This window comes from Brucella sp. MAB-22, assembly GCF_025908475.1.
Classification (GTDB): domain Bacteria; phylum Pseudomonadota; class Alphaproteobacteria; order Rhizobiales; family Rhizobiaceae; genus Brucella; species Brucella anthropi.
Genome location: NZ_CP109781.1, coordinates 2,008,174 through 2,029,828 on the forward strand (window position 1 = coordinate 2,008,174; position 21,655 = coordinate 2,029,828).

Consider the following 21,655-nt stretch of genomic DNA (forward strand, 5'->3'; position numbering starts at 1 on the left):
AAACGCCGTAATTTCCGCCGTTTGCGACGTTTGAATGTCAGCTGAAACGAGGTGGAAAAACGGTCCGATTCGCTGGAAGTTACATGCTCGTTTTCAGTGCCATTTCTCTAGTGCTTGGTGCCGCGAATATTCAGGGCTCAGATGTCGACAGCGCCGCAAGCGATTGTCGCGATGTTTCAAGACAGATGGATATGGGTTAGTTCCATAATACATATTATCTGATTTATGTTGAGACCAAGGGAAACTTGATCACTCATGAAAAGAAGCGCCTTTTCAGGCGCCTCTTTCTGTTTGTCTCAGAATGTCCGCTGGAGCGCGATCAGGCCTTGCCACGCGTCTGACCCGTTAAGGACAGACTTTTTGTCACGCCAGCGCACGTAAGAGATTTCGGGCGTGACCGTGAAGCCAGGAACCAGTTCGTAAGCGACGTTTGCCGTCGTGTAGAACGTGTCTGTGGCATCGTAGGAAAGCTGGGCATTGATGATGGCCTTGTCGGATATTTTGTAAGCACCGCCACCCCAGGCAGCCCAGTCGCCGCCCCATTGGCCGTAGAAACTATTGATCGCGCGAACCTGGCCTGCAACTTGTCCGTTGTCGCCTTTGACGTCCATATAGCTGTCTTTGTTGGACTTAAAGCCACCCATGGCCCATACGGACAGCTTGTCATTGATGTTGAGATTGCCACGCAGCTTGCCCGCCCATTTTTCGTTCCGGGCATCGTATGCAGCAACTGTAATGACCGCGCCCCAGTCTTGGGCATATTTCAGACCACCAACGATGTGCGGGGTATAGTCACTGATAGTGCCATCAAAGCCATATTGCTTATCTGTATCGAGATTGTTGCCCTGTTCCAGCGACAGGATCGCCGAAATGCCGTTGCTGCCGGAGTAGGTATAGCTGATCAAGCCTGTACGATAGCCGCCTGCAAGGATCACATCATCGTTAAAGACGTCGCCGAGATATCCCACGAAGGATATGAACGTCGAAAAATCGAGGCCGACACGCAGTCCCGCCAGATCGATATATGCAACGCGCAACGAGCCGGTGGAGCCGGAATCCTTGCCATTGCCCCACTGAAAACGGGTTTCCGCATAGGTTTTTAGTGTGCCGAGCTCCGTTTCGGATGCCGTGCTGGCACGCAATGTGAAACGGGCAGAATTGTCCCAGCTATCGCGCTTGCTGTTGCGCTGGAGATGAGGTGTGCCGTCCTTGTCAGTGAAGCCGCGGCCATAAACATCGTCCCCGCCCTGCATAAGATAGCGGACATAGCCATGTATCCGCAGGCATGTTTCAGTTCCGGGAATATAAAAATATCCCGCGCCGTATGCGTCACAAACCCGGACGTATTGTGTCGATTCCGGTTCCGGCGCGATGACTGCGTCAGCACCATAGGCTGCAGATGCACTGCATGCCGTCGCAATGCAGCCTGCCAGCGATAAAGTAAACTTCATGTCCCCTCACAAATATAAAAATATGACCGGAAATACTTTCCCGGCCTAAAACGTCGTCAAGGTAAAACATAAAAATGTTTTCTATAATCGCAAATTCTAATAAGCGAATTATAGTGCGTGCTTATATGTGTGCTATTAAAGTAATTATCACAATAATTAGGGAGTTATTACTTAAAATAGTAAGATTAGAACAAGAAATATACAGTCGATGCGTCTGGCGACTCCGGATCGGGGTCGCGCCATCAATGGGAGGGTTTTATGCATCGCAGTTTCTTTCTTGCAGGCGCTTGCTGTTTTTTGTTGGTTACCGTCGCGTCAGCTGGAACCGTGTTGAACCGTGATAGCGGCAGCGATCCATCAACACTGGATCAGCACCGTACAACGACGGTCAATGAAAGCGCTTTGTTGCGTGATCTCTATGAGGGGCTTGTTACCGAAGATGCAAAGGGCGAGCTGATACCGGGTGTGGCGCAGTCGTGGGATATTTCTCCCGACGGACTGACCTATACGTTCCATTTGCGCGCGGGTGCAAAATGGTCGAACGGCGATCCGGTTACCGCAGGTGATTTCGAATATTCGCTGCACCGTATCATCGACCCGAAGACTGGTGCGGGTTATGCCAATGTTCTCTATGCGATCAAGAACGCCAGGGAAATCAATACCGGCAAGCTCCCACTGGATCAGCTGGGCGTCGAGGCGCTTGACGACCGCACGCTGAAAATCACGCTTACGTCCCCTACCCCTTATTTCCTCTCACTGCTGACCCATCAGACGACCTTGCCGCTAAACAGGAAAGCCGTCGAGAAATATGGCGACAAGTTCACTCTGGCGGGAAACATGGTGTCGAACGGTGCTTATACATTGGCCAGCTTCACACCAAATGCGCAGATCGTCATGAAGAAAAACCCGAACTACTGGGATGCATCCAATGTAAAGATCGACGTGGTGAACTGGATTCCATTCGAGCAACCGGCGTCGTGCATGCGCCGGTTTGAGGCCGGGGAGATCGACATTTGCGGTACGGTCCCCGCCGAGCAGATGGACTACATCAAGTCCAATCTGGGGCATAATCTGCGTGTCGCCCCCTATTTCGGCACCTTTTATGTCAGTGTCAGAGGCGAACCGGATAGTAAGCTGCGCGATCCTCGTGTCCGTGAAGCCATATCGATGGCGATTGATCGCAAGTTTCTGGCCAATGAAATCCGGCGTGGCATGATGATGCCGGGTTATTCGATGGTGCCTCCCGGTACTGAAAACTATGTCGTGGACGCGCCCCGGCTGGATTACATGAATCTCGATATTCTGGATCGTGAGGACAAGGCCAGGGAATTGCTGAAGGAGGCCGGTGTCGCACCGGGAAGCCTGTCGGTCAAGCTGCGCTATGCCACTTCGGTCAACAACAAGAACACGATGATTGCTATCGCAGACATGCTCAAGAATATTGGCATCAATGCTTCACAGGACGAAGTCGAAGGCGCGACTTATTTCAACTATCTGCATGAAAAAGGCATGTATGATTTTGCCTATCAGGCATGGATCGGCGATTACAACGACGCCTATTCCTTCCTGAGCATGTTCACGACCGACAATTATTTCAATAATTCCGATTGGTCGAACAAGGATTATGACGCGCTGATTACAAAATCGGAAACGATGACCGACACCGGAGCGCGGGCTGAAACCCTTGCTCAGGCTGAGCGCATTCTGCTGAAAGAGGTTCCGGTCATCCCACTGCTCTATCCTTCATCACAAGCGCTCGTGGCAGACAAGGTTGAAGGCTACAGCGACAATCTGATGAACATACACGCAACCCGCTGGCTGTCTCTTCAAAGCAAATGAAATAGAGGCTGGTTGTATGGCCATCGCGCGGACGGGTTGCGCGGTGGCCTGATTCCAATGTTTCAATCAAAACAGGAAATGCTCTAGCATAGCACTTTCAACTGAATCGGTTTCCGACGAGATCAAAACGGTGGGGTATGAAACCAGCAATCGAGCAGCTCTTTCCCGGCTTTGAGATGCGGGAAGTGGAAACGAATGATGTTCGTTTTGCGGTCATGACTGGTGGTAAAGGCCTGCCGGTTCTGTTGCTGCACGGTTATCCGGAAACCATGGCTGCATGGCATCGCATTGCCCCTGAACTCGCCCGCTCCCGCACAGTCGTCGTGCCTGATCTGCCGGGCTATGGACGAAGCCGCATCACGTCCAATCCGGTTGGTGCCGGATCAAAACGCCGGATGGCCGCTAGTCTGGTCGCGTTGATGCAGGCGCTCGGGCATGAGCGGTTTGTTGTGATTGGGCATGATCGCGGTGGGCGTGTCGCCTATCGCATGGCACTGGATCACCCGGACAAGGTGGTTGGACTGGTATCCGTGACGGTCGTACCGACTCCGGAAATGTGGGAAGGCGCCAGCAAGGCTTTCGGCATGGGGGCGTGGCACTGGTTCATGCTGGCACAGCCCGAACCGCTGCCTGAAATGCTTCTTTCCGGCAATCCTCGTTTCATGATCGATACAACCTTGCAGAAGATGGCGCATGGTCTCAACAAGCTGCATCCGCTTGCACTTGCGGATTATCGGGAAGCCTTTGACAGTGCGGAAGTCCGGCACTGGATATGCGAGGATTACCGCGCAGGCGCAGGTGTGGACGAAGCTGACGATCTTGCGGATCGGGCGGCAGGACGGCGCATTCATGCGCCGGTTCTGGTTTTCTGGGAACAAGGCCGACGCTATGGCGGCGGGCGCGAACCGCTCGATATATGGGCAGACTGGGCCATCGATGTTGACGGCGAAGGACTGGCTGGCGGGCATCTTCTGCCTGAGATGGCTTCAGGTCCAATACTGGCTGGGTTAGACCCGTTTCTGCGGAGAATCGATGCCGGTGCATTGGCGGCAGAACAAGTACGAGACCGTTAATCTTATTGAAAATCCCGCTATGTGGCTTTATGCGAAAGCAATCTTCCATATTTTTCCGTGGCAGAGACGTAATGAAATTTTGTTTGCCGGGCCTAGCAGGAAATCTGTTGCGCCAGGCTGACACCCGCATCGGAGGAGAACCGGAATGGATTTCACCCTGACACGCCGTCAGACATTGATGGGACTTGGTGCGTTGGGCATCAGCACGGCTTTCGGCTCCCCTGCCCGCGCCGCGACGCGAAATCTGGCCGTTCTCCATCTGGCGAGCCATGCGCCGAGCTATATCGCGCACGAGCGTGGCTATTTCAAAGATGCTGGTCTCGATATCGAGTTGAAGTTCTTCGAAGCCGCCCAGCCCATGGCTGTCGCCATCGCATCCGGCGATGCCGATTTCGGTGTGACGGCAATGAGCGGCGGTCTGATCAGTTTGGCCGACAAGGGTGCGATCAAGGTCATCGGCGGTGCGCTTGCAGAAGAAAAAGGCATTACCGGCAATGTCATTCTGGCCTCCAACAAGGCCTATGAAGGCGGGCTGACGGAACCGTCCAAGCTGGCGGGACACAGTTTTGGCATCACCACGGCAGGATCGTCATTCCATTTCATGGCGCACAAGATTGCCAAGGCCAACAATATTCCTCTTTCTGAAATCCAGCTGCGCCCATTGCAGAAGCTCGGCGCTGTTGTCGGTGCCCTGTCGACCGGGCAGATCGATTCCTGGGCCATCCAGCCCAATATCGCCAAGAAGCTCATCCGTGAGGGCGCTGCAAAGCAGATCGGTCTCGTCTCCGATTATGCGCCGGATTATCAGGTCACGACAGCATTCACGTCTACTAAGAATGCGTCCGACGAGCGCGCCATGACCGAAGCCTTCGTCAAAGCCTATTCCAAGGCAATCGACGATTATAATGCGGCCTTTATCGACAACACTGCAGACGATGCAGCGCGCGACGACATTGCAAAGATCGTGCACAAATATGTCGAAAGCGACAGCCCGTTCGAGACGGCAAAACAGAACCTGATCGATGGTGCTATGCGCATCAACAAGGGGCTGGCCTTGTCGCTCAACAGCTGCGTGGAGCAGCTCGACTGGTTCCGCTCCGAAGGCATGGTCAAGGAAGCCGTCACACAGGAAAAGCTGTTCGACACATCCTACGTCAAGACAATTTGAGACTGGCTAAGGCTGGTTGAAACTGAACATTCAGTGCCCGACAGGTTTTGTCGGGCGCAAAGCCCGACGACAGGTATTCCAAACCGGGATGCGCGTCAAAACAACGAGATAGAGCGCGGATTTGATCCAATCATATCGAAACGCGCTCTAACGTCGAAGGGCGGACTTTCTGACTGGAGTTGAAATGGATCTGCAACTGAAAAATATCAGCCATTCCTATGGTCCGGTCGAAGTTCTCAAAGATATATCGCTTACCATCCCGCAGGGGCAGATCGTCTGCCTGATCGGCCCTTCGGGCTGCGGAAAGTCCACGCTCTTGCGTTTTCTGGGCGGTCTTGAGCGGCCATCCTCGGGTGAAGTGCTGCAGATCGGCTCGCCGCCGAAAGATTCACTCAATCCCCTCACCTATGTTTTCCAGCATTTTGCCCTCTTGCCCTGGCGCAGCGTGGAAGGAAATATCAAGCTGGTGCTGGAGGATCACGGTCTAGGCCGGGCGGAAATGGACAGGATCGTAACCAATGTTCTGGAGCGCACCCGGCTGTCAGATTTCCGACAGGCATTACCGAAGCAGCTTTCGGGTGGCATGCGCCAGCGCGTGGCGATTGCACGCGCCTTGTCGGTACGTCCTGCCGTCATGCTGATGGATGAGCCCTTGTCGGCGCTCGATAGCCAGACACGGGAACTGCTGATGGACGACCTGATTGCGCTGTGGACGCGCCAGCCATTCACCTCAGTCTATGTCACGCACAATCTCAACGAGGCGGTGCGGCTCGGTCATCGGGTGGTGGTGCTGTCGCGACGGCCGGGACGGATCAGGGAGATTGTCGACATCGATCTTCCCCTTTCCGAGCGTCATCTTGGCGACCCCGTTCTGGAAGAAAAGCAGAAGCAGCTCTGGGAGCTGATGCGGGCGGAAGCGCAGGCAGCAGATCAGGAGTTGATCAATGGTTGAGATCGCAGAAATGAAGCAGTCCAGCCAGGATGTTCGCCCGGTTCCTTTCCGAGGTGGCGGTTTCGCACCTCAGCCGGTGCGCCACATGGCCCTGATCCTGTTTATAGCGCTGCTGGCGCTGGCGGAAATCGGAACCCGAAGCGGCTTCATATCCAATCTGACATTGCCACGCCCGTCCGCCGTGCTGGAAACCTTCGTCCAGCTCTGGCAGACGGGCCTTCTGTGGCAGCATCTGCTACCATCGCTGCGGCGGCTTGTTGTCGGTGCCAGTCTTGGCATCGCGGTCGGTGTGAGTCTCGGGGTAATGATCGGCTTGTTCAGCTATGTCCGCGCCGGTCTGGTGCCGCTCGTTGCCGCCCTCTTTCCGATACCCAAGATCGCACTCCTGCCACTCTTCGTGATCTGGTTTGGCATCGATGAAATGTCGAAATATATGCTCATTGCCTTCGGCACCTTTACGCCCACCGTCGTCGCCACTTACGGCGCGGTCGATAATGTGGATCGTTCGCTTGTGCGCATGGGCCAGAGCTTCGGTCTCGGATGGTGGTCGATCGTGCGCAAGATCATCCTGCCCGGCGCATTTCCTGCGATCCTGTCCGGGCTGCGAGTGTCGATCTCCATCGCCATCATTCTGCTGGTTGCAGCCGAAATGCTCGGCGCCCAGTTCGGCGTCGGTTCCTATATCCTTGAAGCCGGATCGCTCTACGATCTTGAAAAGCTGTTTGCCGGAGTCACAATCCTGTCGGTGATGGGACTGATCGTCAATTTCATCATCGGGCAGATCGAGAAGCGTTTCTTGACCTGGCGCGGCTGATCGCAATAATATTTCGTATAGACATATTATTGTCGACAGAATGAAATGCGTTGTCCGCTTTTCGTTGCATGTTCTTACCGGGACGTTATACGAAGGGACTCTATCGCAAATTTTTGCGTCTCATTTTAGATGGCAAGATTCCGCGTCTTGTCTGTTCCCCCATTCATGAGGCGCTACCCGAAAAGGAGCGGAAATATGAGCCGTTATGGCAAAGCACATCGTCAGTTCACCGGATGTGACGAGCGATGAGCGCCGAACCAAGCCGTATTCAGCCGGAAGCAACACGCAAGACCGCAATCGCGCTCAAGGATGTGCAGATTTCGTTCAAGCTGGCCGATGGCGGCCGCTTCGATGCTGTCGCCGAAAGCAATCTTGAAGTTGCTGAAAACGAGTTCGTGGCGATTGTCGGTCCGACCGGCTGCGGAAAATCCACATTGCTCAATGCCGTTGCCGGGCTTCTCGTACCAGCCAGCGGTACGGTCGAAATCAGCGGCCAGCGGCTGCAGGGTCTCAATCGCAAGGCAGGTTATCTTTTCCAGCAGGATGCCCTCATGCCCTGGAAGACTGTCTTGGACAATGTCTCCATCGGGCTGGAAATTGCAGGCACCTCGAAGGCTCAGGCGCGCGAACAGGCCCGTGAGTGGCTCGGCCGCGTCGGTCTTGCAAGTTTCGGCGACCGCTATCCGCATATGCTGTCGGGTGGACAGCGCAAGCGCGTCGGCCTTGCGCAGGTGCTGATCCGCAATCCGAAATATCTGCTGATGGATGAACCCTTCGGCCCCCTCGACGCGCAGACGCGGGTTATCATGGGCGACCTTCTGCTGGACCTGTGGTCGCAGGACAAGAAGGCGGTCATGTTCGTGACCCACGATCTGGAAGAGGCCATCGCGCTGGCGGATCGCGTCGTCATCATGTCCGCCGGGCCGCGTGCCCGCATCATGGCCGAATATAAAATCCCCCTCGCCCGCCCGCGCGAGATTTCCGAAATTCGTCTCGACGACAAATTTCACGAAATTCATCGCGAAATATGGAGCGCGCTCAAGGAAGAGGTTCTCAAGGGCTATCAGCAGACGAGCGGGGAAAAGAAATGAAAAAGCCTATGCTGTTTCTGGCGCAGCTCAGCGTGGCTGTCGCCGTTATTCTGGTCTGGCACCTCTTCACCGCCACCCATCTGCTAGGCAATCCGGCCAAGGCGAAGTTCTTCTTTGCGACGCCGGGCGATGTGGCGCTGCGCATCTATAAATGGTTCGCTGATGGAACGATCTGGTATCACCTCGGCATCACGTTGCTTGAAGCCATGCTGGCCTTTGCCATTGGCGCAATTGGCGGCGTGCTGATCGGGTTCTGGTTTGCACGTAAGCCCCTGCTCGCGGCGATCTTCGACCCTTATGTGAAGGCTGCCAATTCGTTGCCGCGCGTCGTGCTGGCGCCGATCTTCGCGCTGTGGCTCGGCCTCGGCATCTGGTCAAAGGTGGCGCTCGGCGTCTCACTGGTCTTCTTCATCGTCTTCTTCAACGTCTATCAGGGCGTGAAGGAAGTGAACCAGACAGTGCTCGCCAATGCGCGTATGCTTGGCATGAACGAGCGCCAGCTTCTGCGCAATGTCTATCTGCCATCGGCGCTGTCTTGGATGTTTTCAAGCCTGCATACGGCTGTCGGCTTTGCCGTCGTCGGCGCGGTTGTCGGCGAATATCTCGGCTCGTCGGCAGGGCTTGGCTACCTGATCCATCAGGCGGAAGGCGTGTTCGACGTCACCGGTGTCTTTGCCGGCATGCTGGTGCTGACCGGGTTCGTGCTGATTATCGACTGGTGTGTAACGATCGTTGAGGAACGCCTGCTTGTCTGGCGCCCGAAAGCTGCCGGACACAACGGTTAAGAGGATTCAAGGAGGAAACCATGAGAACAACACGTAGAGATATACTGCTGGGCGCCGCAGCCTTCGGGCTTGCGGGTATTGCCTCGCGCCTGCCTGCCTATGCGCAGGATGCATCTGCGACGCCGGAAAAGCCGGAGCTGATGTTCGGTGTTGGTGGCAAGCCGCTCTTCTATTACCTTCCCCTCACCATTGCCGAGCGCAAGGGTTTCTTTGAGGAAGAAGGCATCAAGGCGACCATCAATGATTTTGGTGGCGGCGCAAAGTCCCTGCAGGCGCTGATCGGCGGTTCGGTCGATGTGGTAACCGGCGCATACGAACACACCATTCGCATGCAGAACAAGGGACAGGACATCAAGGCCGTCTGCGAGCTTGGCCGCTTTCCGGGCATCTGCATCGGCGTGCGCAAGGACCTCGCAGGCGAAATCAAGACGATTGCCGATCTCAAGGGCCAGAATGTCGGTGTCACGGCGCCGGGCTCTTCAACCTCGCTGCTGCTGCAATATGCGCTCATCAAGAACGGTCTGGCAGCAGATGCCGCTTCAATCATCGGTGTCGGCGGTGGCGCAAGCGCGGTCGCAGCCGTCAAGAAGGGCGAAATTGCAGCCCTCGTCCATCTTGACCCGGTCATCACGCGACTGGAAGTGGATGGCGACATCACCTTGCTTCTGGATACGCGCACCGAAGAAGGCACGCGCCAGCTTTTCGGTGGCACCAATCCGGCCGCGACCGTTTATGTGCAGCAGAGCTTCATCGATGCAAATCCGGTAACGACGCAGCGGGTTGTCAACGCTTTCGTCAAGTCGCTGAACTGGATTCACAAGGCTTCTGCCGATGACGTGGCTGATGCTGTGCCGGAAGAGTATCTGCTGGGCGACCGCGAGCTTTACAAGACCGGCTTCGAGAAGTCCCGCGCCATGTATTCCGAGAAGGGCCTGATTGCGGAAGACGGCTTCAAGAGCCTGTTCGAAATGCTCAAGGCGCTCGATCCGGAACTGGCAAGTGCGGATATCTCATTTGCGCAAACTTTCGATCCACGTTTCGTGGAAGCCGCAAAGGTATAATCCGCGTTGGGCAGGGTATTGTATTCCCTGCCCTTTGCACCTTCGTCGCCGGAAGTTCAAAAGCGGCTCTTGGCAAAGCGCTCCTGCAGCCATTGCGCGGCTGGCCCCTGCCGTCGCCGCTTGTTCCAGATCAGCTCAAGCGCGACCGGATGCGCACCTTCGTCGAACTGCAGTTTCGGAATAACGAGTTCCGGCGCCAGCGGTGAATCCTGCAAGATATGCTCGGGAATAAATGCCCAGCCGATCCCTCGCGTGAGGATTTGCAGGATGACCCAGTGGCTCTCCACCCACCAGACCTCGGCACCCACTCGCAGACGACGGCTTTCAGCCGTATCGCTGTGCTTTCGGGCCATGATCTGGCGAAACGATCTCAAATCTTCCCAGCTGACCGCCGTATGAGCCAGTGGATGCTCTCGCCCGCAGACGAGAACCAGAGGCACCCATCCGATGGTGTGGAAGCCAAGTTCATCCGGCATCTGTTCGGCGTGCCACATCACGCCGAGGTCCGCCTTTCCTTCCAGCACAAGCCCGCTTATTGCCGTTGACGGCGGAAAAGTCAGCTCCAGTTCGACATGCGGGTATTCCTGCGCGAAGGCTGCGAACAGCGTCGCGATAGCCGGTTCGGGATAAAGCTCGTCGATTGCGACCACGAGACGGCTTTCAACATGATCGCCGAAATTTCTGGCGACGGAAATCAGATGTTCACGCCGGGCAAGCAGCAACCGCGCTTCCGGCAACAGCCTCGCACCCGCCTCCGTGAGCACAGGATTGCGGGATGCACGGCTGAACAGCTTGACGTCAAGATCGTCTTCCAGCGAGGAAACCAGCACACTGACGGCGGACTGCGCCTTACGCAAATATCGCGCAGCAGCGGAGAACGAGCCGTGATCCGCTGAGGCCACAAAGGCTTCTAGCTGTTCGAGTTCGATACTCATTTATCGCAAATCCAGATAGTATCTAACTTTTCTTATCGCCAGAATAAGATAGAAGCACGCGCATTAACAACAGGGATTAAAGGAAATGCGCAGTTTTATGGACCGTGTCCGCCACGCAACGATGTTCGAAATCATCGGTCTGGCGATCTTCATACCCGGTTCCGCCTTCATTCTGGACAAGCCTGCAGCAGAGATGGGCGTGATCGGGGTTGTTTCGGCAACCACCGCAACCGTGTGGAATTTTCTGTTCAATCTGGGCTTTGACAAAGCGATGCTGCGTTTCACGGGTAGCGTCAACAAGAGCATGGCCGTCCGTGTTCTTCATGCAATCCTTTTTGAAGCCGGGTTGATCGTGCTGCTGATCCCGTTCATCGCCTGGTATCTGGGAATTTCGCTGATTGCCGCCCTTGTGATGGATATAGCGATTGTCGTTTTCTATCTGGTCTATGCGTTTGTGTTCAACATTGCATATGACAGACTGTTCCCACTACCGCTCGGGCAGACCGCAGAAGCGGTTTGACATCGCTTCAAGAGTGACGCGGCCGCGCCTTAGAGGCTGAATCCAAAAGCGGCATGTGTGTGCGAGAATGGTGATTTTCGAGTACCGGAGCACAATGTACTTTTGGGTACATAGTACCGGAACGGAGACAAGTTGCCATTTGCAGCCACACAGGGCGAGTTTTGGAGTGGGCTCTCAACAGGGGGCGCGGCGTTTGCGCAGGTTTGCCTGTCGCTGCTCCCAGGCGATGAGCAGCAGGCTTGCCAGCACGATGAGGAATGCACCGGCAAACACATTTGCTGCCGGAACCTCCGCCCAGATGAGATAACCGTAGATAAAGGCCCAGATGAGCCCGCTATATTCCACTGGCGCCAGCGCCGAGGCGGGTGCATGGCGAAATCCTTCATAGAGAAGGAACTGGCCGAGCGTCGATACAAGTCCCAGACTGATCATCAGAAGCCAGCCGGAGAGATCGGGGTCCTGCCATGTCCACGGAAAGGACAGCGCGCAGGCCAGACCGAAAAGCAGGCCGGTGGCATACATCTGCGTCATCGTGGTTTAGCTGCGGCTGACGAGCCGGACCAGGATCGTGCTCCACGCCCAGCAGAAACCTGCCACGATGCACATGGCGGCGGGAATGAGATTGGGCGAATGGGTGGGATTAGCAGCAACCGTTACACCGACAAACCCGACGGCGCAGGCGATCCACCTCCCCGGTCCGATTTTCTCCTTGAGCACGAGGATCGACAGGAACATGACCATGATCGGTGCGGAGAAATAAAGCGTGGTCAGTTCTGCCAGCTCGAGATGGCGGGCCGCATTGTAGAACAGCAACCACGCGCCAAGCATAAGTGCGGCACGAAGGACGATGGTGTTGCGATAAGGACTTCGGAAAATGGACGGATGGCGGCGATAGCGTATCAGTACGCCGGTAATGACTACGATCACCAGACTGCGCATGAACAATATCTGCGGCACCTGATAGGTCGCGACGAGCCATTTTACCATCGCGTCCTGAAGGGCGAAACAGGCGTAACCGCCGCAAGCAAGCGCGATGCCTGCGAGCGGTCTTGAGTTAACTGACCCGGTGACCATGGATTCCTCGATCCGGCCCTAGAATCCCTACTGCGGAAAGGGCCACGAACGCTGAATTTGCAGGACTGGAGCGTGTAAGCAAGGGGCTGATATATAACGGCCGCAGACAGGTGTGCCAATGTAGCCAGATTGCAACAAATTGGGAGGCTAAAACACCAGAGATCGATGCGCTGCAGTTCCTGCCGTCACGCCATCAGCGACCGACCAGGCGACGCTGTGCGCGCCACGGGTAATATCGCCCGCCGCAAAAATGCCTGGCACCGTTGTCGTCTTCAACCCGTCTGTCTGTATCGTTCTGCCGAGTGGCAGTTCATCCATTGCGCAGCCTAACGTGCCGGCAATCTGGCTGTTCAGCCAATTGCGTGGCCCGATGTAAAGCGCATTGAGTGGGACCAGTCGCCCGTCTTCAAGCTCGATCTCTGAAATGTCGATCCCCTCGCCGTGCAACGCACGGACCGGGCTGCGTTCTATCTTCACGCCGCGCCGTTCCAGTTCTGCGAATGCCTCCGCATCCGGCTCCAGTCCCTTGTCAATGAAGAAGGTTGTCGATCCCCATTCGGAGATCAGCATGGCCTGATGCACCGACATCGGCGACATATTGAGAACGCCAAGCTGACGGTCGCTGAATTCATAGCCGTGGCAATAAGGACAATGAATGACGGAATTGCCCCATCGCTCCGCGAGGCCGGGAATATCCGGCAGTTCATCCGATATACCGAAAGCAAGGATCAGTCTGCGCCCTTCAACGATTTCGCCGCTATCAAGTTCGATCGCGAAGTTGTCGATTTCGCCACTACCGGAAACGGCCTTCCCTTGTGTGAACCTGACAGTCGGATAGGCTTCGACCTGCGCTTTTGCCGTTTCCAGCATGGACAGCGGGTTGCTGCCATCCTGCGCAAAGAAACCATGCGAATGTTCAGCGAAACGGTTGCGCGGTTTTCCAGCGTCGATCACGCGGACAGATCGCCTGCCCCGCGCCAGATAGGTTGCGGCAGACAAGCCAGCGAAGCTGCCGCCGATAATGATTGCATCATGATGCATGACTGCTCTCCAGATCGAATGTTACGCCGCGCTCCAGCGCGCACTGATGAAAATCCGCGCTCAGCATGGCGAGCGTGACCTCGCCAAAACGCTCCAGAAGAAGGTTTTCGGCGTCGGTGAATGCCTTGCTGAGCGAGGCATTGACTGCCTGCTCCACCAGACAGCCCGGCATTTCGGTGCGGTTTCCCATGGCCAGAAGCGCTGGTTCCCCGATAGCTTCGTAAATGTCGCGCAAGGTAACCTTATTAAGGTCGCAGGCGATCTCCCACCCGCCGCCATGTCCCTTTTCCGAGCGAACATAGCCCTGCTCACGCAGGCCGCCCATGACACGTCTCACGACGACTGGATTGGTGGTCATGGCCTTGGCGAGAACCTCCGATGTGACAGGCCCTTTATGTTCCGCCATGTGGAGAAGGACGTGCAGAACGCCCGATAATTTGCTGTCTCTTTTCATGTAACTATAAATGTTACGAGAATCAGCAAATGTCAACACAACCAGTGAAAAGCACTGGGTCAGATAAATGTGATCGTTACGAAGTGGTTTGGATTATCTATAGATTTCAGGCTTGTAACGGCTGCCAAGACGGTAACGATTGCCGGCATAGATCAGCTTGTTGACGGTCGCAACCGTTTCACCCGTCCATGTCCGGCGGTCCAGAAGCAGGCAGGCAATACCATCATCGAGACGCAGCAGACGCGCAATTTCCGCGTCTGGTGTTATCGCCGAAATGACCTGCTCAACCTCGGTCATCGGGGTGCTTTTCTGAAGATAATCGTAAGTCGTGATAGCCCGGAAGTCCTGCAATTCGTAATGCTGCACGAGGCTCGTATTGACGAACCGCTCCTCAAGCTGCACCGGCACCTCGTTTTCGAGGTGCACGATCAGCGAATGGGCGATGGGGATACTCTTATGCAGTTCGAACGCATTGAGCAGTTCGGGCGTCGGTTCGATAATGTCGAGGGTGACGACTTCGGCGCGGTGCTGCCCGCCACGCGCCTTGATTTCATTGGCGATGTTGACGACTTCGATCAGCGTCGTTTCCGGCTTCGGGGGCGCGACGAAAGTGCCGACGCCCTGAATACGTTTCAATATGCCCTGATCGGTCAGTTCGCGCAGGGCCCGGTTGACGGTCATCCGGGAAATGCCGAGTGCATCCACCAGTTCATGTTCCGAAGGCAGGCGATGATTGCCGGGCCAGCGACCGGAGCGGATGTTGTCCAGCACCTGCGCCTTGACCTTCTCATAGAGCGGCCCGGCGGTTTCGGGCAGTTCCATGTCGGCGGCATGATGGGATTCTGATTTGTCGCCAGCACCCATGAGTCACATCCCTGTCCGTATGATCGTTTTCAAGCCGTCCGCTTCACCGGCAATCAGCCGGGCATAGGCGTCCGGAACCTCATCGAGCGAAATTTCCCGGTCGACAAGCTGCAACAGCGACGCCTCAAGATCGGGCAGGATTTTTGCAATTTCACGCAGTTCGTCCTGATAGGCATGGCAGCCGATCAGGCTGATCTCCCGCTCGACCAGACTATTCGGATCAAGCTCGATCCTGCCGTGGGATATGCCAACAAGTGCCAGCGAACCGCCGCCGGAAAGCACGTCGAGCGTTGCCTTGAGGACGTCGATATTGCCGGTGGCATCGATCGCATAGCGGATTGGCTGGCCATCGAGTGCGGCTTCAATTGCCGCCTTGTCGAGTGGAACCCTGGTTGCGCCGGTGACAGTTGAAACAAGACTGGCGCGCTGCTCGTTGCGGTCGCAGACCAGTACAGGACCGTCATGCAGGCGGGAGAGAAGAAGTGCTGCAAGCCCGCCGATCGGCCCGCAACCCACAACGAGGACCGCTTCGCCCGACGGTACGCGCTGCTTGCGGATGGCGTGCAACGCCACCGAAAGCGGTTCGCCCATGGCGGCGACCACCGGGTTGATGGCCGGATCGTAATGAACGAGGAGCCGTGCAGGAAGTGCTGTCTCCTCGGCAAAACCGCCATCGCAGACTTCACCGATGAACCCCAGCGTTTCGCAGACATTGTGCCTGCCGCTTTTGCAGGACTGGCATTCGCCGCACCAGTAGCGGGAGTCCGCGATCACCGTATCGCCGGGTTTGAAGCCGGTCACGCCAGCACCGGTTTCAGTCACGACACCTGCAAATTCATGGCCTGCGACCGAAGGTGACCGGCTGATCCACTGCCCGGTCATGAAATTATGCAGATCGGAGCCGCAGATACCGGCAGCCGACACTTTCAGCCGGACCCAGCCCGGCTTAGGCCGCGACGGCGGGTCGATTGTCTCGACCCGCAAATCCTTCGCCGCATAAAGCCGGACAGCCTTCATCGTCAGCCTCCCCGGCTCTTTCTAGAGGTAATCCTTGCGGATTTCTGACACGGCGTTCTCGTGTGAGGAGAACCCTTCGTAACGCGCCAGTGTGCGGGCATGTTTTGCAAATTCCGGATAGGCGGAAGCCGTCACATAGCCGATGGACGAACGCTTGACGAAATCCGTTACCGAAAGCGGACCATAGGTGCGCGCCCAGCGGCTGGTCGGCAGCACGGCATTGGGGCCGAGGCCGAAATTGCCGACGACGACCGGCGTATGCGGCCCCATCAGGATTTCGGCAGCTTCGGTGATGTGGCCGAGATGCGCGAACGGATCGGTCGAAAGAAGCTCCAGATGTTCCGGCGCATAGTCGTTGATGAACTTGTAGCTCTCTTCCACGGAAGACGTCAGGACGATGCCACCATATTTGCCGGTAAGCACGGTTTTGGAGAAGCCGACGCGCTGTTCGGTCATGCGTGCCCAATGGTCCGGCAATGCGGCAAGCGCTTCTTCCGCGACACGGCGGCTGTGCGTGACGAGCCATGCCGACGAATCCGGGCCATGTTCCGCCTCGATCAGCAGATCGAGCGCGGCAAGGCCGCCCTTCACCGTATCATCAGCGAAAATGACGGCTTCTGAAGGGCCCGCAGGCAGGCCGGGATCGATGACGCCGCCGAGCAGGCGCTTGGCTGCGACCACCCATGGGCTGCCGGGGCCAACGATCTTGAGCGCCGGTTTCACCGTTTCCGTGCCATAGGCGACGGCAGCAACGGCCTGCGCACCGCCAACCTTGTAGACGGTTTCCACACCGGCAAGGCGTGCTGCAACGAGCGTGGCAGCATCGACGGAACCATCCGGCGTCGGCGGGGTGACGATGGCAAGATCAGGCACGCCAGCAACCACAGCCGGAACGGCGGTCATCATGGTGACGGACGGAAACGCCCCCTTGCCGCGCGGAATATAGAGCGCGACGGAGCGGATCGGGGTGAAGCGGTCGCCTGCAAAGGCACCGGGACGCATTTCCTTCAGCCACATGGCCTCTGGCTTCTGCTCCTCATGGAAATGGCGGATATTGTCGATACCGAACTGGATCGCCTCGATCACGTCCTTTTCCACCTTGTCGAAAGCGGCATCGAACTCGGCTTCCGTCGCCTTGATGTTCGCCGGATCGACTTCAGCCTTGTCGAGATCGCGCGCAAAGCGGACAAGCGCCGCATCGCCTTCTGTGCGAACGGCTTCGATGATCGGCTTCGCCTTTTCAATAAAGCCGGACAGATCGGTTTCCGAGCGCTTGAGAAGTTCGGCGCGCGCTGCGTCGTCCAGTTTAGCCAGTTCGTGAAAAGAAACATCGGACATGATGGGCTCCTTGCTGGTTGCGGTGGTGGCGCAACCCGTCATTTCGATTTGAGGAAGATGTCGAGCCCGACCAGCCGGTCGAGCAGGAAGATAGCAGCAGCGGCACAGGCGATGAAGACGACGGAGATGGCCGCAAGGTCCGGTGTGATGATGGACCGGATCGAATTGTAGATCTGCACCGGCAGCGTCACGATGCGTGCATCGACCAGAAGCAGGCTTACCAGAAATTCGTTCAGCGCCAGAATGAACATCAAGAGCGAGCCGCTGATGACGCCCGGCACGACGACCGGTAAGGTGACGAAGAAGAAGGTCGAGATCGGCCCTGCTCCGCAATTGGCGGCGGCGAGTTCCAGATCGGCATCGAGATTGGCGGCACTTGCGGTCACCGCCCAGATCATGAAAGGCAGATTGATGACGCAGGCTGCAATCCCCACCGGCCAGAGCTGGCCCAGAATGCCGGCCTGACCGAAGACCAGCATGAGACCAATACCAGAACCGATCAGCGGAATGGTGAAGGGCAGCAGCAGATAAATCTGGATTGTCTTTTCAAACCGCACGGCATATTTCGCCAGCGCTATGCCCGCGAGCGTTCCGACCGGAATGGCGACAATGGTGCAGATGAAGGAGACATAGAGCGAGCGCAGGAATGCATCCCAGAGGTCGCTCGTTCCGGCGATCTTCTGATACCATTTCAGCGAAAACCCTTCTGGCGGAAAGGTAATCATGTTGCCCGATGTGAAGGAAGCTCCAAGCACCACGATGGTCGGTGCGGAAAGCAGCACCAGAACGGCAATCACGAACGTCCATATGACGATGGATTTTGACAGTGGCGAGGTCATTTGCGCGCCCTCCCCACGGCAAGTGTGCCTGCCCCGAACAACGTGAATACGATCCCGACGAGGATGGAACCGACGCCGACGAGAAGCAGCGCAAGCGTTGCGCCCAGTCCCTGATCGGATGTGCGGAAGAACTGGTCATAGATCGCATTGGCGATGAAATCCTGCGACCCGCCGCCCAGAATAGCCGGTACGGCAAAATCGGTGAGCGACAGCGTCATCACCACCAGTCCCGCGCCGATCAGGCCCGGGCGGGCCATGGGCAGGACAACATGGGCGAAGGTCCGCAGCCAGTTCGCACCGAGCGAGCTTGCCGCCGCTTCCATTTCCTCCGGTATGGCCGTCAGGGCTGGCGCCAGCATCAGCACGGCGAATGGCAACATATATTGAATGAGGCCGAACAGAACTGCCGGATAATTATAGAGCAGCCGCATTGGCGCGATACCGACAAGGCCAAGCGCTTCGTTGACCATGCCTTGATTACCGAGAATGATGAGCCAGCCATAGGCGCGCACGACCTGACCGATGAAGAAGGGCAGGAACAGCGCGATCAGCAGGAATTTGCGCAATGCAGCCGATGGCGTGCGCACCATGAGATAGGCATAGGGAAATGCCAGAAGAAGCGTGAATGCGGTCACGACGAGCGAGCCGAACAGGCTGCGCCATGCCACGGTTGCAAAGAGGCTTTCCGTCAGTGCGCGCTTGTAATTGGCGAGCGTGTAATAGTCCGACATCAGGAACGTCGAAGTGTCGAGCGTGCGCAGGCTGGTATCCGCGATCTGGATCAAGCCCAGCACCAGCAGTCCGACCAGAGCAATCGCCGGAAGCAGCATCAGATAAGGCACGGCGCGATTGAACCGCGCGGGCCACAAAAAGGCTGCGATTGCTTCCAGCGCGTCCATGATGCGCCAGACAACCGGATAGGCAGTGCGTGCCGCTCGCATGTTTCAATTCCTGATTATCTGATTGGGGAGCTGCCCCTGAAGGCAGCTCCGGTAATGATAGCTGGATCAGCCCTGCATGATGGCCTTGAACTTCGAGAACCACTCGCTCTCGTTTTCCACCTGCACCTTTGCCGAAATACGGATGAGGTGTTTGAAATCCTCGTCCTTGGTCGGATAGGCCGGATCGTTCACCAGATCGGCGGGCGGGGTCAGGCCCGGCACGACACCCGGCAGGCCAAGGCCGTCGAGCCAGACCTGCTGTGCATCCTTGGTAAGGGCGAAATTGATATATTCCTTGGCCCAGTAAAGCTCGTTTTCCGGCAGGCCCTTTGGAATCCAAAGGCCGTCGGTGTCGAACTTCGCGCCCTCTTCCGGAACGGTCCAGTCGATCTTGACGCCGTTCTTCTGGGCTTCGCGCGCATTGGTGGAAATGGTGCAGGCCAGATCGATTTCACCCTTCTGGAACCAGGTGGTGAAATCCGGGTCTTCGCCGAGAAGCGGCTGCTGCTGCTTCACCTTGGTGATGAAATCCCATGCGGGCTGCATATTGCCCGGAATGTCTTCAAGCTTGCCGCCACCGGCAACCTGTGCCGGGAAGTGGAAGCCGATGCCATCGTTATAAAGCGCGATGCGGCCCTTGAACTTCGGATCGAGCAGGGCGTGCCACGACTTCGGCGGGCCATCCGGGAAGGCTTCCGGACGATAGGCCAGCACATAGACATAGCCATATGTGTTGACGATCGGATAGCCGTCGAGACCAACCGGCTTGGCAAGATCGGTGGTGTTCTTGAGATTGGACAGGTCCGACAGGTCTTCCGTCACGCCGCGCAATGCCGATTTGGTCGCATTGGTGGTCGTATCCCAGTTGACGTGGATCGGCGGAACACGCTTCTGCGCGACCGCAGCCCAGAGCTTCGGCTGGATTTCGTTGTCTTCCGTCAGGTCGTGACGGATGGAAATGCCGGTCTTGGCGGTAAATGGATCAGACACGCCCGCTTTAAGCGCCTCCACCCAGCTGCCACCCCAGGCGCGCACGATCAGTTCCTTCGGCTTTGCCGGTTCTTCAGCGAATGCGCGCGACAGGCCGAGCGATGTCGTGCCGGCTGCGGCGGCGAAAGCACCTGCGCTCTGCAGGAAGCGGCGGCGGTCGAGTATCAGAAAAGGCTTCTTCAGATTGCTCATTTTGTTTCTCCTCTGGAGTTTCCCGTAACGTTTTAGTTCATACGGCAAAGACGATGAGATCGCGGGCGTTCCAGCCAAGATGCACGGTTTCACCTTCTGCAAACTGGCTATGGCCGATGGGATCGTGGTCGAAGACGCGCATCAACACGTCTCCTAACGCAGGAACCCGCAATTCATAGACGATGCGTTCGCCCTCGAAGATCGCATCCGTAACGATGCCTTCAAGCACGGTATCGAGTTCCGCATGCGCTGCGGCGCTGCCGCCGATACGGATCTGTTCGGCACGGATTGCGCACGAGACATTTGCGTTGGCGGTAACCGGTCCGCGCCCCTCGCCTGCCATGCCTACCAGAGCCATTCCTGCATCGACCCGCACGAGATTGCCGTCGAGCGACGATGCCTTGCCGGAAATGAAATTGGTGACGCCGATGAAGTTCGCCACAAAGGCGTTGGACGGGTTGCGATAGGTCTCGGATGGCTGCGCCATCTGCTGGATTTCACCGCCATCCATGACGATGATTTCGTCAGATACGACGAGCGCTTCGCGCTGGTCATGGGTGACATTGATGGTCGTAACGCCAAGTTCCCGCTGGATGCGGCGAAATTCAAGCTGCATTTCCTCGCGCAGCTTGCGGTCGAGTGCCGCCAGAGGTTCGTCGAGCAGAAGCAGGTCCGGTTCGAAAACGAGGGCGCGCGCGATGGCGACACGCTGCTGCTGGCCACCGGAAAGCTCGTGCACGCGCCGTCCGCCGAGGCCGTTCAGACGAACGAGGTCGAGATAACGCTCTACGCGCTCAGGGATCGAACGCGCATCGAAGCGGCGCATTTTCAGCGGAAACGCGACGTTTTCGGCCGCCGTCATATGCGGGAAAAGTGCGAGCTTCTGGAAAACCATGCCGATGGAACGCTTGTGCGGCGGCACGGCGCTGACAGCTTCATCGTTGATGAATATTTCACCGATGCTCGGTTTCTGGAAACCGGCGATGAGGCGGAGAAGCGTCGTCTTGCCGGAGCCGGACGGCCCGAGAATGGTCAGAAAACGGCCCTTGGCGAGATCGAAAGATGCCGCACGCACGGCATGGAAGCCTTTATAGATCATGCTGACATTGTTGACCGATACGGCAGCCGGTCCGTTGGAGACTATACGGCCAGTTCCGGTTTCGGTTGTATTCATCACTGTTTCCCATTTCAGTCAAAGTACCGGAAGGTACTTTAT

20 protein-coding genes and 1 pseudogene are annotated in these 21,655 nt (G+C 56.9%); 9 read left to right on the top strand and 12 right to left on the bottom strand.

The annotated features are described in order from the left end of the window. Positions 1 to 296: 296 nt before the first annotated feature. Positions 297 to 1,451 (bottom strand): porin, encoded by a 1,155-nt coding sequence (locus OHI65_RS09370; protein WP_114048010.1) that lies wholly within the window; start codon positions 1,449 to 1,451, stop codon positions 297 to 299. A 258-nt stretch (positions 1,452 to 1,709) separates the two neighbouring features. Here OHI65_RS09370 and OHI65_RS09375 point away from each other — a divergent pair, with 258 nt between their 5' ends. The 8 genes from OHI65_RS09375 (at position 1,710) to OHI65_RS09410 (ending at position 10,234) form a co-directional block, all read left to right on the top strand. Continuing rightward, on the top strand, positions 1,710 to 3,290 hold the full coding sequence (locus tag OHI65_RS09375; protein ID WP_114048009.1) for a peptide ABC transporter substrate-binding protein: 1,581 nt from the start codon (positions 1,710 to 1,712) through the stop codon (positions 3,288 to 3,290). A 137-nt stretch (positions 3,291 to 3,427) separates the two neighbouring features. Beyond that, positions 3,428 to 4,363 carry an alpha/beta fold hydrolase gene (locus OHI65_RS09380; protein WP_094515773.1) on the top strand — a complete coding sequence of 312 codons (936 nt, stop codon included), beginning with the start codon at positions 3,428 to 3,430 and terminating at the stop codon, positions 4,361 to 4,363. A 145-nt stretch (positions 4,364 to 4,508) separates the two neighbouring features. After that, positions 4,509 to 5,531, top strand: coding sequence for an ABC transporter substrate-binding protein (locus tag OHI65_RS09385; RefSeq protein ID WP_125300597.1), 1,023 nt, complete (start codon positions 4,509 to 4,511; stop codon positions 5,529 to 5,531). A gap of 184 nt (positions 5,532 to 5,715) precedes the next feature. After that, a complete protein-coding gene (locus OHI65_RS09390) occupies positions 5,716 to 6,483 on the top strand; it encodes an ABC transporter ATP-binding protein (RefSeq protein WP_012092988.1) in 768 nt (255 codons plus the stop codon). Then, entirely contained in the window at positions 6,476 to 7,297 is an 822-nt protein-coding gene (locus OHI65_RS09395) for an ABC transporter permease (protein ID WP_012092987.1), read from the top strand. The genes OHI65_RS09390 and OHI65_RS09395 overlap by 8 nt, the downstream gene beginning before the upstream one ends. A 245-nt stretch (positions 7,298 to 7,542) precedes the next feature. Then, positions 7,543 to 8,388, top strand: coding sequence for an ABC transporter ATP-binding protein (locus OHI65_RS09400; protein ID WP_012092986.1), 846 nt, complete (start codon positions 7,543 to 7,545; stop codon positions 8,386 to 8,388). Beyond that, positions 8,385 to 9,173 (top strand): ABC transporter permease, encoded by a 789-nt coding sequence (locus OHI65_RS09405; RefSeq protein ID WP_094515775.1) that lies wholly within the window; start codon positions 8,385 to 8,387, stop codon positions 9,171 to 9,173. The genes OHI65_RS09400 and OHI65_RS09405 overlap by 4 nt, the downstream gene beginning before the upstream one ends. A 20-nt stretch (positions 9,174 to 9,193) precedes the next feature. Next, entirely contained in the window at positions 9,194 to 10,234 is a 1,041-nt protein-coding gene (locus tag OHI65_RS09410) for an ABC transporter substrate-binding protein (protein ID WP_125300599.1), read from the top strand. A 56-nt stretch (positions 10,235 to 10,290) separates the two neighbouring features. On the opposite strand, the gene OHI65_RS09415 is transcribed toward OHI65_RS09410, so the two are convergent. Next, on the bottom strand, positions 10,291 to 11,169 hold the full coding sequence (locus OHI65_RS09415; RefSeq protein ID WP_125300600.1) for a LysR family transcriptional regulator: 879 nt from the start codon (positions 11,167 to 11,169) through the stop codon (positions 10,291 to 10,293). Between the two features lie 85 nt (positions 11,170 to 11,254). Between OHI65_RS09415 and OHI65_RS09420 the strand changes: the two genes are divergently transcribed. Beyond that, a complete protein-coding gene (locus OHI65_RS09420; protein WP_012092982.1) occupies positions 11,255 to 11,689 on the top strand; it encodes a PACE efflux transporter in 435 nt (144 codons plus the stop codon). 174 nt (positions 11,690 to 11,863) lie between these two features. Here the strand turns inward: OHI65_RS09420 and OHI65_RS09425 are convergent. From OHI65_RS09425 to OHI65_RS09470, 10 genes and pseudogenes are all read right to left on the bottom strand, one after another. Then, a pseudogene (locus tag OHI65_RS09425) lies at positions 11,864 to 12,763 on the bottom strand (DMT family transporter). Between the two features lie 147 nt (positions 12,764 to 12,910). Continuing rightward, positions 12,911 to 13,804 carry an NAD(P)/FAD-dependent oxidoreductase gene (locus tag OHI65_RS09430; RefSeq protein WP_125300601.1) on the bottom strand — a complete coding sequence of 298 codons (894 nt, stop codon included), beginning with the start codon at positions 13,802 to 13,804 and terminating at the stop codon, positions 12,911 to 12,913. Then, the gene (locus OHI65_RS09435) at positions 13,794 to 14,258 is read right to left on the bottom strand and encodes an Rrf2 family transcriptional regulator (protein ID WP_125300602.1); all 465 of its coding nucleotides are present in this window, start codon (positions 14,256 to 14,258) and stop codon (positions 13,794 to 13,796) included. Before OHI65_RS09435 ends, OHI65_RS09430 begins: the two co-directional genes overlap by 11 nt. Before the next feature lie 93 nt (positions 14,259 to 14,351). Further along, the gene (hutC, locus tag OHI65_RS09440; RefSeq protein WP_010658781.1) at positions 14,352 to 15,122 is read right to left on the bottom strand and encodes a histidine utilization repressor; all 771 of its coding nucleotides are present in this window, start codon (positions 15,120 to 15,122) and stop codon (positions 14,352 to 14,354) included. 3 nt (positions 15,123 to 15,125) lie between these two features. Next, positions 15,126 to 16,139 (bottom strand): zinc-dependent alcohol dehydrogenase, encoded by a 1,014-nt coding sequence (locus tag OHI65_RS09445; protein ID WP_125300603.1) that lies wholly within the window; start codon positions 16,137 to 16,139, stop codon positions 15,126 to 15,128. Between the two features lie 21 nt (positions 16,140 to 16,160). Continuing rightward, positions 16,161 to 17,477, bottom strand: coding sequence for a histidinol dehydrogenase (gene hisD, locus OHI65_RS09450; RefSeq protein WP_264358698.1), 1,317 nt, complete (start codon positions 17,475 to 17,477; stop codon positions 16,161 to 16,163). Positions 17,478 to 17,515: 38 nt separating this feature from the next. Beyond that, positions 17,516 to 18,316 (bottom strand): ABC transporter permease, encoded by an 801-nt coding sequence (locus OHI65_RS09455; protein ID WP_010658778.1) that lies wholly within the window; start codon positions 18,314 to 18,316, stop codon positions 17,516 to 17,518. Beyond that, on the bottom strand, positions 18,313 to 19,257 hold the full coding sequence (locus tag OHI65_RS09460) for an ABC transporter permease (RefSeq protein WP_125300605.1): 945 nt from the start codon (positions 19,255 to 19,257) through the stop codon (positions 18,313 to 18,315). Before OHI65_RS09460 ends, OHI65_RS09455 begins: the two co-directional genes overlap by 4 nt. Before the next feature lie 66 nt (positions 19,258 to 19,323). Then, positions 19,324 to 20,439: an ABC transporter substrate-binding protein gene (locus tag OHI65_RS09465; protein ID WP_010658776.1), complete on the bottom strand. Its 1,116-nt coding sequence runs from the start codon at positions 20,437 to 20,439 to the stop codon at positions 19,324 to 19,326. Between the two features lie 37 nt (positions 20,440 to 20,476). Further along, on the bottom strand, positions 20,477 to 21,613 hold the full coding sequence (locus OHI65_RS09470; protein ID WP_125300606.1) for an ABC transporter ATP-binding protein: 1,137 nt from the start codon (positions 21,611 to 21,613) through the stop codon (positions 20,477 to 20,479). Between the last annotated feature and the right edge of the window lie 42 nt (positions 21,614 to 21,655).